13 protein-coding genes are annotated in these 15,231 nt (G+C 48.1%); 2 read left to right on the forward strand and 11 right to left on the reverse strand.

What is annotated here, in order from left to right:
- Positions 1-23: 23 nt before the first annotated feature.
- The 7 genes from MRBLPE1_RS22490 to MRBLPE1_RS22520 all read right to left on the reverse strand — a co-directional run bounded on the left by MRBLPE1_RS22490 (position 24) and on the right by MRBLPE1_RS22520 (position 8,538).
- Positions 24-1,796 carry a cache domain-containing sensor histidine kinase gene (locus MRBLPE1_RS22490; protein WP_364149519.1) on the reverse strand — a complete coding sequence of 591 codons (1,773 nt, stop codon included), beginning with the start codon at positions 1,794-1,796 and terminating at the stop codon, positions 24-26.
- 119 nt (positions 1,797-1,915) lie between these two features.
- Positions 1,916-2,968, reverse strand: a complete 1,053-nt coding sequence (locus MRBLPE1_RS22495; RefSeq protein ID WP_364149520.1) for an ABC transporter substrate-binding protein — start codon at positions 2,966-2,968, stop codon at positions 1,916-1,918.
- 70 nt (positions 2,969-3,038) lie between these two features.
- On the reverse strand, positions 3,039-4,067 hold the full coding sequence (yjfF, locus tag MRBLPE1_RS22500; protein WP_364149522.1) for a galactofuranose ABC transporter, permease protein YjfF: 1,029 nt from the start codon (positions 4,065-4,067) through the stop codon (positions 3,039-3,041).
- The gene (locus MRBLPE1_RS22505) at positions 4,064-5,074 is read right to left on the reverse strand and encodes an ABC transporter permease (RefSeq protein ID WP_364149524.1); all 1,011 of its coding nucleotides are present in this window, start codon (positions 5,072-5,074) and stop codon (positions 4,064-4,066) included. The genes yjfF and MRBLPE1_RS22505 overlap by 4 nt, the downstream gene beginning before the upstream one ends.
- The gene (locus MRBLPE1_RS22510) at positions 5,046-6,581 is read right to left on the reverse strand and encodes a sugar ABC transporter ATP-binding protein (protein WP_364149525.1); all 1,536 of its coding nucleotides are present in this window, start codon (positions 6,579-6,581) and stop codon (positions 5,046-5,048) included. Before MRBLPE1_RS22510 ends, MRBLPE1_RS22505 begins: the two co-directional genes overlap by 29 nt.
- A gap of 197 nt (positions 6,582-6,778) precedes the next feature.
- Complete coding sequence (locus MRBLPE1_RS22515) at positions 6,779-7,300, reverse strand: GNAT family N-acetyltransferase (RefSeq protein WP_364149527.1); 522 nt, start codon at positions 7,298-7,300, stop codon at positions 6,779-6,781.
- A complete protein-coding gene (locus MRBLPE1_RS22520; protein WP_364149529.1) occupies positions 7,297-8,538 on the reverse strand; it encodes an MFS transporter in 1,242 nt (413 codons plus the stop codon). The genes MRBLPE1_RS22515 and MRBLPE1_RS22520 overlap by 4 nt, the downstream gene beginning before the upstream one ends.
- A 181-nt stretch (positions 8,539-8,719) precedes the next feature.
- On the opposite strand from MRBLPE1_RS22520, the gene MRBLPE1_RS22525 reads away from it, so the two are divergent.
- Positions 8,720-9,694 (forward strand): aldo/keto reductase, encoded by a 975-nt coding sequence (locus MRBLPE1_RS22525; protein WP_364149531.1) that lies wholly within the window; start codon positions 8,720-8,722, stop codon positions 9,692-9,694.
- Between the two features lie 27 nt (positions 9,695-9,721).
- Here MRBLPE1_RS22525 and MRBLPE1_RS22530 read toward each other — a convergent pair whose 3' ends face one another.
- A complete protein-coding gene (locus MRBLPE1_RS22530) occupies positions 9,722-10,054 on the reverse strand; it encodes a winged helix-turn-helix transcriptional regulator (protein ID WP_364149533.1) in 333 nt (110 codons plus the stop codon).
- A 164-nt stretch (positions 10,055-10,218) separates the two neighbouring features.
- Between MRBLPE1_RS22530 and MRBLPE1_RS22535 the strand changes: the two genes are divergently transcribed.
- Positions 10,219-11,337: a Gfo/Idh/MocA family protein gene (locus tag MRBLPE1_RS22535; protein WP_364149534.1), complete on the forward strand. Its 1,119-nt coding sequence runs from the start codon at positions 10,219-10,221 to the stop codon at positions 11,335-11,337.
- A gap of 102 nt (positions 11,338-11,439) precedes the next feature.
- Here the strand turns inward: MRBLPE1_RS22535 and MRBLPE1_RS22540 are convergent, their stop codons facing one another.
- From MRBLPE1_RS22540 to MRBLPE1_RS22550, 3 genes are all read right to left on the reverse strand, one after another.
- Positions 11,440-11,802 (reverse strand): YmaF family protein, encoded by a 363-nt coding sequence (locus MRBLPE1_RS22540; protein ID WP_364149536.1) that lies wholly within the window; start codon positions 11,800-11,802, stop codon positions 11,440-11,442.
- Between the two features lie 197 nt (positions 11,803-11,999).
- Positions 12,000-13,172, reverse strand: coding sequence for a styrene monooxygenase/indole monooxygenase family protein (locus MRBLPE1_RS22545; RefSeq protein ID WP_364149538.1), 1,173 nt, complete (start codon positions 13,170-13,172; stop codon positions 12,000-12,002).
- A 115-nt stretch (positions 13,173-13,287) separates the two neighbouring features.
- Positions 13,288-15,003: a cellulase family glycosylhydrolase gene (locus tag MRBLPE1_RS22550; protein ID WP_364149539.1), complete on the reverse strand. Its 1,716-nt coding sequence runs from the start codon at positions 15,001-15,003 to the stop codon at positions 13,288-13,290.
- Positions 15,004-15,231: the final 228 nt, after the last annotated feature.

The following is a 15,231-nucleotide window of genomic DNA, read 5'->3' on the forward strand; positions in this document are numbered from 1 at the left end:
TGATTACCACCCGCCATTCAAAATTATCCAAGCATTAATGGAAGTCTAACCATGATTTTAGATCCCTGTCCTCGTTCGCTCTCGATGGTCAGCCCGTAGCCGGACCCGTGGGAAAGCTTGATTCTCTCATTCACGTTATACAAGCCATAACCCCGATCCTCGCTGCTCTGTCTTATGGCATGGAACGATTCATTCATTTGGGCCAGCCTTTCGGGCTCAAACCCGATCCCGTCATCCGCGACAACGAGCACCAGCTTATTGTCCTCTTTGTAGCCAGAAATCTGGATCTTGCCTACGCCATGCTTTGCCTTGATGCCATGATAAATCGCATTCTCGACGAGCGGCTGCAAAATGATTTTGAGCACGTTTTGCGACTCCAGCTCCTTCGGGATATCGATCGTGTAGGACAGCTTATCCTCATACCTGGCCATTTGTATGATCAGATAGCTCTCGACATGCTGCATCTCGTCGCTGAGCGGAATGACCTCCCGTCCCTTGCTGAGACTAATCCGGAACAAATGAGTGAGCGCGACGACAATATCGACGATATCGTCCGCATCCCGGTCCTGCGCCATCCACTGTATCGTATCCAGCGTATTGTAGAGAAAATGAGGCTTGATTTGCGCTTGTAAAATTTTCAGCTCTGCCTCGCGTTTTTCTTTTTGCTCCAAATAAACCAGATGAATCAAATTGTCGATTTCCTGCACCATATTATTAAAGCTGTTGCCCAGCTCCCCGATTTCATCCTTGGTCTTGCTCGGAAAACGCAGATGCAGCTCGCCCTCTTCCACCTTCTTCATTAAACTGCGCAGCTTGCCCACGGGACGAACGATTGAGTTCGTAAAGTAAAGGGAAGCCAGAAAGGCAAGAAGCAAGGTAACCAGCGCAATGATGACCGTATAAAATTGAATATCGGCAACGACCTGCAGCGATTCCTTCAGCGGGAATACGCCGACGATGCGCCAATCAAATTCCGGAAACGTGTTATAGATCATTTGGTATTCCAGATCGTCAATATAGCGAAAAACCTTGCCCGAACGCCCTTCCATCCATTGTCCGGATATGCGATATACGATCGGGTTTACGGGCGAGTAAACGACTCCGCCGCTTTCATCCATAATGAAGATAAAGCCGCTCTTGCCAAGCGAGGCCGACTCCACGATATCCTGAATGATATCGAGTTTCATATCGATCAGAATAACCCCCAGCACATTGCCGGTTTGCGGATCCTTTACCGCTCTAACGAACGATAGTACCTGATCGGCGCTTAGATTTTGCTCTGCTCTAATATTTCTGCCTATCGGGTGGCTGAACAAGTGGATGTGATCCGGGGCAAGAACGGCTTTTTTATACCACTGCTCATCCGTCATCGGATCCCTTGTTATTTGCTCCAGTCCGCTGCTGGCAAACTGATTGTTACCGCTTACAATCATTACCCCCGCGATTTCAACATGCTTCTCAATGTAAACCCCCTGAAGCTTTCGCACCTCATCTTCCAAACGGTCGAGATGAACGGATTCCGTATTGGTCCACCTCATAAACTGAATCACCGACGTATCCTGCGACAGGTAATAAATGATGTTGTCCATTTCTTGTATGTATACTTCAATATGGTTTTTAACCTGGTCCATCATCTGCACCGTGTGTGCATTCGTTTCCTCTTCGATCGCATTCTTATACAGCGTGCTGCCCAAAAAGCTGAGCGCTAAAATTGAAAATAACGTAATGATGACGAAATAAAACAAAAGCTTGAAACGGATACTTCTATTCGCAAATAAACCGCTCAGCATAGACATCTAATCCGTCCTTATAAAATAATGATCTATTTACATTTTAATTCAAAAAACGAAACTACAAAAGAGAAATTTCTCTTGAGTAGTTTCGTATTTTCCTTACTTTTCCATTAACTTATAAATTAATATTTACGGTTAGGCAAAGCATCGATTGCTTTTTGGCCAAAATATACATCCTCATCGGATTTGATCCATTTTTCGAGCGTTTTGCCCTCTTTGTAATCAAGGATAGCTTGCTTCAGCTGCGGTCCTAGCAGCGGATTACATTCAACGGTGACGTTCATTTTTCCTTCCGCAATCGCTTCGAAAGCGGCTTTAATGCCGTCTACGCCGATGATTTTAATATCAGTGCCTGGCTTCAAGCCAGCTTCTTCGATCGCTTGAATAGCGCCTAGGGCCATGTCGTCATTGTGAGCGTAAACGACTTGGATGTTTTTATCCTTTTTCAAATATGCTTCCATAACCTCTTTGCCTTTGGCACGTGTGAATTCACCGGTTTGGGAATATACGATTTTGTAGCCGGCTTCGCCAGCGATTGCATCTTCAAAGCCTTTTTTACGGTCATTCGCTGCGCTTGCTCCAACAGTGCCTTCAAGCTGAACAATGTTTACTTGCGCGCCTGCTCCGAATTCCTCGATCATCCATTTTGCGGCATTTTGACCTTCTAGAATAAAGTCGGAGCCGATGAAGGATACATACAGGTCTTCGTTTCCTTTCGTAATGCCGCGGTCCAGCAGGAATACTGGGATGTTAGCATCCTTCGCTTCCTTCAAAACCGTTTCCCAGCCTGATTCTACAACCGGCGCAAGACCGATTGCGTCTACTTTCTGAGCAATGAAGGTACGAATGGCTTTAATTTGGTTTTCTTGTTTTTGCTGCGCATCCGAAAATTTCAGCTCAAAGCCCGGATCATCGCCAAATGTTGCTTTGACCGAATCCGTCTCCGCATCGCGCCAGCCGCTTTCGGCACCGATTTGGGCAAAGCCGACAATAAGCTTCTTATCGGCAGCGGGCGGCGCTTCGGTTGCCGCATTTTCTGTTTTCGGCTCGTTTGTCGCATTTCCGCTTGCCGGTTTGTTCCCCCCATTGTTGCTGTTGCTGCCACAGCCAGCGATTAAACCTACCAGCATAATCGTAGCAAGCATGGTCATGAAAAACGGTTTCTTTCTGTTCATCCTTACTTCCTCCCTTTCGAACTTGTAATGGCTACACGTTAAATATACAAATTTTATAATCGGTCTGTATTTACAAATTAACGACTTTATTTTCAAATTTCGGTTTATTTTTGGCAGCCGGCAATGCGCTTTTTTCTTTTCTCATCACGATAATTCGTTGAAATGCCATGAAAAGAAATAATAAAAATCCAATCGTAATCTTTGTCCACCAGGAGCTTAACGTGCCTTGGAACATAATGATCGTTTGAATGATACCTGTGCATAGCACCCCAAGCGTCGGTCCGATCATATAACCGAATCCGCCGGTCAATAAAATCCCGCCGATTACGCAGGCCGCGATCGCATCCATTTCCATGCCCATTAAATGCAGCGAATAGCCGGACAGCATGTACAAAGTGAATACTACGCCGCCGATTGCCGAGAACAAGCCGCTTAAGGTATAGACGAGTATCGTTGTTTTTGCAACGGGCAAGCCCATCAAAACCGCTGATTTCTCGCTGCCGCCAATGGCGTATACCGCTCTTCCGAACGAGGAATAACGGCCGATCAATATAGCGGCTATGACCACCGCTGCCGCAACGAGGACACTAATCGTGATAAAATTATCGCCCCACAGATGAATCTTGTACTGTGACAGTTTCACGTAGGTTGGATTGCTGATGACGATGCTCTCCGTACTGATCAGAAAGCTGATTCCCCTGGCAAGAAACATGCCCGCAAGCGTTACGATCCAGGGGTGAAGCTGAAACCGCTGGATCAAATAACCTTGCCCTGCGCCGAACAGCGTACCGATTAACAGCGCAACGACCGTCACGACCAACGCGTTCACTCCCTGCTCGAACAAGCCGGCGGAAACCATGCTGATGAGCGCCACAACCGACGCTACGGATAAATCGATACCGCCCTTAATAATGACGAATGCCATTCCCGTCGCGACGATGATCAGATAGGCATTATCGATAAAAAGATTCAGGAAAACCTGCATCGAGAAAAAACCGGTGTAAAGGGCTGCCCCTGATCCATACAAAATGAACAAAAGCAGCAGTGTCGCCAAAACAATAATGTTATTGTGACTAATTTTTAGAGAGAACGGTTTCATTGTGCTGCCACCTTCTTTTTCGCCAATTTAAACGACTGCCTGAACATGTCGGATTGAATCAAACAAACGACAATGACGACAACCGCCTTCACGAGTAAAATACTGGAGGGCTCAACGCCCAAGGAATAAATCGTGGTTGTCAAACTCTGGATAAACAAGGCGCCGACGATCGTTCCGCCTAAATAAAAGCGTCCGCCCCGCATCGAGGTTCCGCCAATGACGACTGCCAAAATCGCATCGAGCTCGATCCATAATCCCGCATTGTTCGCATCGGCGCTCGCTACGTTTGCGCTAATGATAATACCCGCGATCCCGGCGCAAATTCCGGTAATGGTATACGCCGTCATAAAGATAACCTTCGGACGGATGCCCGCATAGCTGCTCGCCGTTTTGTTGCCGCCTGCCGCCTCGAGAAACAAACCGAATGCGGTACGCGTTTTGAAGAGATAAACGATGAGGAACACGCCCATTGCGAGAAACAACGGGAACGGAAGGCCCAGCAAATGCCCTTTCCCAATGAACTGGAAAGCTTTGTCGCTTGTCGTAAGTACCTGCCCGCCCGTAATGAGCTGGGCGATTCCGCGGCCGATGGTCAAGAGGATCAAAGTAGCTACCATCGGCTGAATGCCGAGTATTGCCACCAGCATGCCGTTCCACAATCCGCATAATAAACCTGCCCCGATCCCAACCAGAACCACAAGCCAAAGCGGATATCCATCGAGCATAAATACCGCGATCGCCCCCGAAATGGCAAGAACGGAACCAACCGAGATATCAATGCCCTCCTTCGCGATAACCAAGGTCATCCCAATCGCGATAATGATGAGCGGTGAACCGTTCTTCAAAATATCGATGAGATTACCGAATAAATGGCCGTCCTTCCACTCCATCCTGAAAAAATCAGGAATAACAATCAAGTTAAACAAAAATAAAACAACGATCGCTAGGATCGGCCAAATGATCTTCTGTTTTCCTAAATTAAGCGCCAATCCCGTCAGACCCGCCATACAATTCCGCTCCCTTCGCAATCATTTCCATGATGACATTCTCGCGCATATTCGCTCCCGTAACCTCGCCGATCTTAATGCGGTCCCGCAGCACGACGATTCGATTGCAGCATTGCACGATTTCCTCGAGCTCTGCGGAAATAATTAGAATGGAAATGCCGGTTGCCGCCAAATCAAGAATGAGCTTGCGTATCTCCATTTTCGAGCCAACATCGATACCGCGCGTCGGCTCGTCCAGAATGAGCAGCTTAGGCTGTGTCGCAAGCCATCTCGCCAAAATCACCTTTTGCTGATTGCCCCCGCTCAGGTTCTCAATCTTCTGCTCTGCGCTTGGGGTTTTTATCTTTAACAGCTCGATATACTTATTCGCGATTTCCTTCTGCTTGCGCAGCGGAATAAACGAGAACAGGCCTTTGCGGGCTTGCAGCGCCAATACGATATTCTCACGGATGGTCAGCTCTCCTACGATCCCTGCAACCTTGCGGTCTTCCGGCGTGAAGCCGAGCCCTTTCTGAATCGCTTTCTGCGGAAACATCGACGAAATCTGTTCACCGTCAATGGTCAGTGTTCCTTCATCCGCTTTGTCGATGCCGAATATCAGCTTTGCGATTTCGGTTCTGCCCGAGCCCAAAAGCCCTGCAAGGCCCAGCACCTCGCCTTTGCCGATTTGAAGATCAATCGGATTGATGCTTCCCCGCTTGCCGAGCGAGCTGGCACTAAGGAAATTTTCGCCGGCAATACGTTCCACTGCTCGTTTTCCAGCGGCTTCCTCTGTGCTCCATTCGCGTCCAATCATATGCGACACCAGCTCTGTTTTGGACAAATCCTTCGTTACGTACTCTCCCACGAGCGTACCGTTGCGAAGCACCGTTATTCGGTCAGTCACCTCATATACCTGGTCGAGAAAATGGGTGACGAATACGATGCCCATGCCCTCTTGCTTCAGCTTGCGCATGACCTTGAACAGCTGCTTTACTTCATTCGCATCGAGGCTGGATGTCGGCTCATCCAAAATAAGAATGCCATTCGAAATATCAACGGCTCTGGCAATGGCGACCATCTGCTGGATGGCTACCGAGTAATGCGATAAGGGCAGCTTCACATCAATGGCAAGGTCAAGCCGCTCCAGCAGACGCTCGCTTTCGTGGTACATTTTTTCCCAATCGATTAATCCGCGTTTTCGCGGATGGCGACCGATATAAATATTTTCCGCAACGCTTAGATTGGCGCATAAATTAACCTCTTGGTATACCGTGCTGATGCCAAGCTGCTGTGCTTCAAGCGGGGATTTGGGCGAGATCGGCCTGCCGGACAGTTTCACCTCGCCTGAATCCCACTTGTGTACGCCAGTCGCAACTTTAATTAAAGTTGATTTCCCGGCACCGTTTTCTCCCATCAGGGCATGGATTTCACCCTTCCTCAGTCCAAAATCAACATTCGACAGCGCCTTAACGCCAGGAAACGATTTGCTTATCCCTTTCATATGCAGCACGTAATCTGTGCCCATGACCTTCACCTCTTTCCAGTTTCACCTCCAATTGTAGAAAAAACGGCACCTGTCCGTATTTAGAAATATAGGTCTTTTTTTTAACATTTCGGACATTTAGAAGGTTGAACCCATCGTTAAAAAACAAATAAGCAGCGGAAGACCTGGACTCGTAAATACAGTCCTGGACTTCCGCTGCTTATTTCATGTTCCGCGTATTATAAGCGTTTTACATAACAATGCCTGGGTTTGCCTCCATACATAAGGCGAGTAAATGCAAGGCCAAATCCTTCGGATTCTAAGTTTCGTATGCTGGCATGATTGTCAGGATGCACCGTTGAAAAGAGGTAACGGCAGCCGTTCTCCTTGGCTCTTTTTTCACGCAGCCGATGGAAATGCCTTTGTAAACCGCGCCCGCGAGCCGATTCATGAACTACGGTTGCTTCCAAAAACGCCACGTGAGATAACTCGTTCTCCAGCACCCCGAATTCCCTTCCGGGATTATGCCCGCTCCGCTTTGGAAAAGTCAACACAGAATAGGCAGCAAGGCTCCCGCCAAGATAGGCTCCATAGATTTCCCCATTTTTGAGGACATAGTCATGAAAATAATCCTCTTCGTCCATCGCAAAATGATCTTGTGACGGGAGCCGGGACATCACGTCGAGCATGAGTGTTATGAGGTCTAACATATCTTTTTTTCCTAAACGGCGGATTTCCAAATTCATTTCCTCATTCATCATGTTCCCCGTCCCTCCTCAGCTGCATGTCCGGCGTACCTCTTGTACATGAACAGCAATGCCATACTCGCCGCAAACGAAAGAACAATCAGCAGGAATGGCATGGTCGGATCCCATTTGTAAGCCCAGCCTCCGATAATGCCGGACGGCGAAATGACAAGCAGAATCAGAACCGAGAGCATGGCAAATACGCTTGCGCGGTTTTCGTCGTCGATCGCGTTTGCAACAGCCGCCTCCAGATAGGGGTATGTCATCATCGTCCCCACCGCGGCAAGAATCGTACTGAAGATCAGCCAGAACATCATGCCCGGAAGAGATAAAACTAGTACCAGATTCGATAAGAGCGAAATAAAAAAGCCCCAAAGCATAATCGTATGAAGCTTGTCATTTCCCAGCCGGGGCAGCAGCAGCCACATAGATAGCAGCATGAACACGGAGGTTACAGCCGGAAATATCGATACAATGCCGCTGTCTAACCGCAGATGATCGACAAAAAAGAGCGATAAATAAGTGCTCTTGAGCGTGAGCTGAAACTGGAACAGAATGTAGACCCCAAAAATCAGCAGCAGCGGGCCATTCCCTGACATCTCGCGGATAACCCCTTTGTATTCCCGCAAACCGGCCAGCAAGCCTATGCTGCGGGTTTCCTCCATTTTGCGAAGACCGATCTCCGTTTCACGGGTGGCAAAATGGCGGCCGATGAATTGGATGGTCATGCAGACGCATGCGAGGAAATACATGATCCGCGTTCCCGGAATAAGACCGTAGTGGGCGACGAGCAGCCCTCCGAGTGGTGCGAATAAGCCGCCCAGCATGCCGACAAACTGGAGTACCGAAAAGACGTACGTCCTGTCCTTTGGAGCCGTGTCCTCAACGAGCAAGCAGTAAAACGCGGTATGCGGCACCCTTTGAAACCCGTTCACGATAGCCGCCGCTATAAAAAACCATATATTTTGCGATACCGCCCACAACAGGGTACCTACCGTCCAGCTTAGCACGTCAAAATATAGCAGCGCCCATTTCCTGCCGAGCCGGTCGGTTAAATAACCGCTGATGAAGGATGAGAAAACCTGAACGAGCAGAGTCAGCGTCGTGATACAGCCGATCGCCGTTTCGTTCATCCCCATCTCAAACATATATATCGTGGCATACGTGCTGAACATACTGTAGGGAATTAGAAAAAAAGGCTCGTAGAGCAAACAGCCCCGCGCGTTTTTGGGTAACTTGGATAAGCCGAACATCTTCCTCCTCCATTCTGTTTTGCCTTATGCTAATTGGCTCTCTTTGGATTGCAACAGTAACCTTTAGGTAATCTGGTAAACAAAATGTACCTACTTTTCAGATATTCTAATTTGTTTTATGTTGTATTTGCGGTTTAGCTTAGACAAACCAAATTTATTCATTAGATAGGTGGTATGTAAAATGGAATATCGGGTACTAGGGCGTTCCGGTCTACGGGTTAGCGAGGTCAGTTTGGGTTGCTGGGCGATAGGCGGACCGTCTTGGCGTGACGGCAGTCCAGTGGGTTGGTCGGGCAATAATGACAAAGACTCGCTAGCGGGTTTACACAGAGCCCACGCTCTGGGGATCAATCATTTGGACACTGCAGATGTGTATGGCGATGGCCATTCCGAAAGAATAATCGGTCAATTTTTACAGGAAATTCCGCGTGAATCAGTTATTGTCGCTTCGAAAGGAGGCTGGTTCAAGGGTACGGCCCCCAATGCGATGCAACCGCTTCATATTCGCCATCAGATCGAGCAGACACTTGATAACTTGGGTACGGATTATCTGGATATCTATTATTTTCATAATACGAATTTTGGCCCGAATGACCAATATCTTGAAGAAGCAGCCGATACGATGCGCCAATTGCAAAAAGAAGGCAAGGTTCGCGCAATTGGTCAATCCGCATATAGTTACGCGGATTTTATGAGAGTATGTCCGATAACGAGGCCAGACGTGCTGCAATTTCATTACAATGCATTTGGGAACCCATTCGACCTGCCGGAAACCAACTTGTTCCGCTGGGCTGATGAACATCATCTCGGGATCGTGCTTTTCGGTCCTCTTGCGCAAGGGCTGCTGCTGGATAAGTTTGATCCGAATCACCCTCCTCAGTTTGGCGACGGCGATGTACGCGCAAACAATGATGCCTACACGAAAGAACGGTTGTTGGAGATTCGCCGCAAACTACAGCCGATTAAAGAGCGTTTTGGCGATGAAGTCCAGGATTTGGTTCGGGTTGCGATTCAATATCCTCTGGCGCAATCTCCGAATGCTTGCGTCATTCCCGGATTTAAAAACGGACGTCAGGTAGAATCAAATGCTGATGCCGCAGGCAAGCCGCTCACTGATGAAGATATCTCGATCATTAGAACCATTTTTCGCGGATAATCAACATTCTTTGGGAATACGGATGAATTATTTCGAAGCCCACTCATTTCCCCATTTCTTCATTTCGTGAATAATGGCGTGGAGGGCATGTCCTTTTTCCGTAAGCGCATATTCGACCGTCATGGGAACGGTAGGATAGGCCGTTCGGGTAATGACTCCATTATTTTCAAGATGACGGAGCGTATCGGTCAATGATTTGGCACTAATCCCGCAAACGGCTTGCCTTAATTCGCCAAACCTTTTTTTCTCGTGAAACATCATTTCCCTGATGACCAGAAAGGACCATTTCCCGCCAACAATATCAAGCGATTTTTCTATTGAACAATTCGCAAGGTTTTCTTGATTTTCTGATTCTTCCAATCCAATCTCTCCTTTGGTTCGGCATGCTGGATCTTTTCTTAATCTTATTTTAATTTCGGACTTCATTATACGATACTCAAATGGTTAAGAGAATCTATTTCTATTTTTCGGATTTATTTTAACATGAAAAGGCTGAACAACTGTGCTTTCGAGGAGGAAACGTTATGAATATTGGATTTATAGGTTGTGGTATCATATCGATGGCTCATTTAGAAGGGCTGGAAGAGTTAAAAAGAGCAAACCTGAAGACATTTGATTTGACGGCTGTTTGCGATTTAAATGAGAAAAGGGCAAATGCATTTGCTGCTAATGCGGAGGAACGTCTTGGTAAACGTCCAAAGGTATATACTGACTACAAAAAAATGATTGCAGAAGAACCTTTAGATGCAGCTTCTGTTTTGTTGGACCATGATTTGCATCATATTGTGGCGGAAGATTGTTTTGCTGCGGGCATCCATGTACAAATGCAAAAACCGCTGGCTATCTCGCCATTCTATGGGCGTAAAATATTGGCGGACGCCAAAAAATACGACAGGATATTAACCGTTTCTGAACCAAGCGTTTTAGGTGCAGAGAACATCGCTATGGCCAGAGCAATCAAGGACGGAATCATTGGCCCGGTTCATTTACTGATGGACTATGCGACAGTCACCTTAAATAGGGCTTTTTTTGCCGGTACCGCTTGGCGGCATTTTAAAGGGAGGGCAGGTGCGGGATGGATCAACGATCACGGCGTGCACCGCACGCAAATGTTTACGGAAGTGAACGGGCCAATCCGTGAAGTTTTTGCTTATACGGAAATATTCGAGAAAGAACTGACAGACGGCAAAACGACAATCCGCCCTACGGGAGAGGACACCAGCGTTACCGTCTTCCGTTTTGATAACGGAGGGCTGGGGCATTGGATGTGCAGCACGGCTGCACATGGAGAAAGCGCGGGAGGAGTATGGATCTATGGCAGCAATGGCTGTTTCCGTCCCGGAAAACATATTGCGCTTGGAAACGGTCAGATCATTCCGATTGCGGATGTAATCAAGCAATATGCGCCAGAAGCAGCGGCACATCCATTTGCACACTCCTATGTGGAACTGTGGGAAGCGATCACGGATCGGAAAACGCCGATATCCAGCGGCGAGCGAGGGTTTGAAGCACTATGCATTGTTTTTGCCGCCCTTGAATCGGCGTTGATCGGGCAGCCAGTGAAGGTGAGGGAAGTTATGGACGGAGTAAGACATTCTTATGAAGATACCGTTGTCAATGAGATGATTCCTGACCGCAGATAAAATAAAACTTTCAAAAAAATAGAAGGCTGCAGATTTTTGTCGGCAGCCTTCATGACTATTAATTACCGCTCTATTAGAATGTTTGCTAGCAGTATGTTTCCCTTAAATAAGCGGCTCTTGAATTAATGTCGCGAATTTAAATTGATGCACATGCCCATCATTTAATGTTGTCTTTCCGGTCACAAAATGAACGTGTTTGCCATTACCGACCGGAATAGCTGGTCCTGTTACAATCTTTTTCAGTTTATGAAAATGATTAAAGAAATCCGTTTTTGTAAGATCGATTTCATGGACATGGCTTTTTCCTACTCGAATCGCTTGCCCCGTAACGCCTGCAAAGCGATGGTTGTGTCGATCAGCGCCTTCCTCAGCCAGTTTCGTACTGCCTTCAAATTCATGGACGTGACGCTGGACTTTTTTGCAGGTTTTTGTTTTCTTCCTTAATACCGTTCTCTTTCTCCGCATTCGTGGCAGGCCTCCTAATGGAAATGTGACTCATCACATCCTATTAGGACTTATAAATATACGTGCTAGGCAACTATCAATGATTCTCATTTTATTTGTAATGGCAGCCTGATCGATCAAATCTAACTGCCATTCAATAGAGAAAAAGCTGCATAATTCCTGCAGCCTTCTTGATTCCGATTGTTAGTCTCCGTATATTATTGGCGAAAAAAGGCTTCGTAAGCTTTCTGCGGTTGCTCGAACCAATGGGCGATTTGATCGGCAACTTGTTGGTCCGCGGCTGCCTTTAAAAGCATTTGAACGATGTGCTCGGGCATCGGTCCGGTCATTGCATTGGTCCATTCCGTCACTTCCGCCACATAGGGGCGAGTACGGCTCCAATAGTCGATTCCGACTTTTTCATCCCAAGTGGATTCCTTGTATGCTATAAGCGTCTCATATAATTGCTCCGCGCAATAGGAGGCCGTATTGCAGCCTTGACCCGTGATTGGGTCAGCTAGAAACACACTGTCACCGCAGCCCAGTACCAAAGTACCGTTCAGCATCAGATAGGGCCTGTGAACCACCGGGGTAACCGCTGTCTGGAGATAAGACGTCTCATTCGCCAGAGCAAAACGATCCAAATCAACGCGACCGTAAATCTCCGGGAAATGGTCCCTCAGCATGTTTTTCATCTGTTCCTCGAACGCTTGAGCGCTTTTTACCGGTTTAAAAACATCCAACATGCCCTCAGGCAGTGCCTCTAGAAATAAAATGGTAACCGCTCCTTGTTCCGTTAACGCGGGAATTTCAAACATTTCGCCGGCTCCCGGAACTACCGTGATGGAAATCCCCTCAGGCTCTACCGGGGCTACACCCTTAAAATAACCAACGATACATTTACGCTGCGGCGCAAGGAATGGCGTGAGCCCGGCTTCAACGGGGAAGGCTGGCAGCGGGCCTGATTTGCCGGATGAATCAATCAACAGGTCAAATGATTCAGCCAAGGCATGAATCTCATCCCGTGCTACGCGGGTCTTGCGAAAGTTTACGCCTTGTTGAACCAAATCATCCATCGCCTTAGAATAGGCCATGCGCTGATCAACAGACGTTGCCGCGCCTGCGAGCTTCCCCACAAACAATTTTTGCTGTCCCATGCTGAAGTGAATCGTTTGAATGGAAGGGGCAGTATCCATGCCCGGCATTTGGAACCGCTTCTCCCGATCCAAAGTCGGATGGAAATGCACCTGGGTCGATCGAATTCTCCCATGGCGGACCTCATCCGATTCCTCATAGTGAAACAGGGTCACGTCAAAATCGTTTTTCAAAGAATAGGCCAGCTGAAGCCCCGCCGTACCGGTACCGATAATTCCAATCCGTTTTTTCATCATTTCATCTCCCCCTTTAAGGTTTTCTGTAATGATACAGAAAATTTTCTTGGGCCAAAAGGGAATTTCTACCTATATTGTGAAGAAGCCAACCGGACAATCGGTTGGCTTCCATTGATTATTCGGCGACGGCTCCGACGATGGTCGTTCCCGTCTTCGTAATCGTATATTCGACGATTTTCCCGCTCCAAAAGTGGACGGTCAGCACAACTACGCCGTCATTGACCTCGTTAAAGAAGTTTTGCGTGAGCTTAATCTCATTCGTGTCGTACGACGGCGAGAAAGCATACGCAAATTCCTTGAAGGATGTCCAGTTCTGCGGACCCGCGTTGCCTCCTGCAGCGTAAACAGCTTCCATCGTGGCAAGCCGGTCGCCGTTGAACGCTGTCGGGATCGAGAAGTCGTTTGTCGTTCCGGCTGCATTCTGCAGCACTGGCGTAGAATAGACGATTACATCAAACGTCCAGTCCTCGCCCTTGTTGAATTCCGCTGTAAGCTCCGCGTTTTCGCCGTATGCGCCTGATGCCGTCAGCTTGGAGAGTAAGCCTGCCTTCACGGTCAGGATATCGCCCTCTACGGAATAGTCTGTGCCTTTGCGCAGCGTCTTGCCATTATGGCGAAGAGCCGTCAGGCGATTACCGTTCAATTCGAGCTTCATGACGGCATCCTGCGCTTTCTCGCCCTTGGCCAAATAAATCAAATCGGTTTCCGCGGTTGCAGAGCGGCCCTTCCAACTCGCTTTAAGCATGCCGTGCAGCTGCGGATCGTTCCATTTCAGCTGGCTGCGGTCGAGATGCTGTCCATTGTCCCACAGCATATGGGTAATGCCTCTTTCTTGGATGTAATGAAGCAAGTACTCGAAAAATTTAAGCTTTTCGCCTTGTTCGATCGTACCCGTGTTTTTGTCGAAGCCGAGCAATCCGTATTCCCCCAGAATAACGGGGATGCCCTTTGCCACTAATGTAGTATAGACGCGGTCGAATGTTTGGACGATGTCGTTTTTTGTTTCTTCATTGAAGCGGGTGAAGCCGGCGATGTTGACGCTGAATGGCCAAAATCCATAATAGTGAACGGTGGCAATCAGGTTCGGGTCGTTCAGCCCGGCAAACGTATCTACCAGCGCGTCGAGCCGATCCTGGTTCGCGTTCGTCTCAAGCGTCGGCAGCACGAGCGGGCGCTCGGAGTTGTTGCCGCCGGAGCCGCGTACAATCTCATGGAAGGATGCATTCAATTCATGCAGCATCGCGAAGTTATCTTCGCCGTTTCCACCCCAGCCGTCAGAGAAGCGAGGTTCGTTGATGCTCTCGAACGAAAGCTTCTTCGATTCGTTTTTGAACCTTTCGGCGATCTGCGTCCAGGCTGCGTTATATCGGTCCAGCACAACATCGTGTTCGCTGCCCATACGGTTAACCCACAGCCAAGAGTCGTGATGCAGGTTGATCATGACGTACAAGCCGGCGTCAAGGGACCAGTCAACGACCTCTTCAACGCGGTCCAGGAATGCCGGATCGATCGTGTAGTCTGGTGCCTCGCCCATCCGGTGATCCCACGTTATCGGAATGCGAATGCTCTTGTAGCCTTGCGAAGCGATATGCTTAATGAGCTGCTTCGTCACGCGCGGATTGCCCCAGGATGTCTCGTCGGCTCCTGTCGCGTCAAACGTATTGCCGAGATTCCAGCCTGGCTGCATAGCTTCGACGTAGGATTGGATCTTGCTCTTCGGAATGGCGATCGCGGGCCCTTCTTGCGAGGCTGCGCTCGCGGATGGAAGGATCATACCTAACAAAAGCGTTACCGACATGATGATGCTAATGAGCTTTTTGGATGAATGCATATAATAAAATTACCTCCTCCAGGTTTTGGTTCCGAAACAATATGCCGTGCATGTCGAACAGGTAGGAGCTCCACTCCTTTCATGAAAGCGTTGTCATTAATAGAATACAGGGATGATTGTACCATGTCATAATTTTTGGAAAAACCCTAACAATCAGAGAAAAAATCAGATGGAAATTACAGGATGGCGGCAGTTATTAGAGTAGATTACGCATTTCGTTCGTATTAA

This window comes from Paenibacillus sp. LPE1-1-1.1, assembly GCF_040676435.1.
Lineage (GTDB): Bacteria > Bacillota > Bacilli > Paenibacillales > Paenibacillaceae > Pristimantibacillus.

Coding starts and splice junctions, on each gene's coding strand:
- MRBLPE1_RS22490 (WP_364149519.1), bottom strand. CDS start 1,796: ATGTCTATGCTGAGCGGTTTATTTGCGAATAGAAGTATCCGTTTCAAG.
- MRBLPE1_RS22550 (WP_364149539.1), bottom strand. CDS start 15,003: ATGCATTCATCCAAAAAGCTCATTAGCATCATCATGTCGGTAACGCTT.
- MRBLPE1_RS22540 (WP_364149536.1), bottom strand. CDS start 11,802: ATGCGGAGAAAGAGAACGGTATTAAGGAAGAAAACAAAAACCTGCAAA.
- MRBLPE1_RS22515 (WP_364149527.1), bottom strand. CDS start 7,300: ATGATGAATGAGGAAATGAATTTGGAAATCCGCCGTTTAGGAAAAAAA.
- MRBLPE1_RS22525 (WP_364149531.1), top strand. CDS start 8,720: ATGGAATATCGGGTACTAGGGCGTTCCGGTCTACGGGTTAGCGAGGTC.
- MRBLPE1_RS22535 (WP_364149534.1), top strand. CDS start 10,219: ATGAATATTGGATTTATAGGTTGTGGTATCATATCGATGGCTCATTTA.
- MRBLPE1_RS22510 (WP_364149525.1), bottom strand. CDS start 6,581: ATGGGCACAGATTACGTGCTGCATATGAAAGGGATAAGCAAATCGTTT.
- MRBLPE1_RS22545 (WP_364149538.1), bottom strand. CDS start 13,172: ATGATGAAAAAACGGATTGGAATTATCGGTACCGGTACGGCGGGGCTT.
- MRBLPE1_RS22520 (WP_364149529.1), bottom strand. CDS start 8,538: ATGTTCGGCTTATCCAAGTTACCCAAAAACGCGCGGGGCTGTTTGCTC.
- MRBLPE1_RS22495 (WP_364149520.1), bottom strand. CDS start 2,968: ATGAACAGAAAGAAACCGTTTTTCATGACCATGCTTGCTACGATTATG.
- yjfF (WP_364149522.1), bottom strand. CDS start 4,067: ATGAAACCGTTCTCTCTAAAAATTAGTCACAATAACATTATTGTTTTG.
- MRBLPE1_RS22505 (WP_364149524.1), bottom strand. CDS start 5,074: ATGGCGGGTCTGACGGGATTGGCGCTTAATTTAGGAAAACAGAAGATC.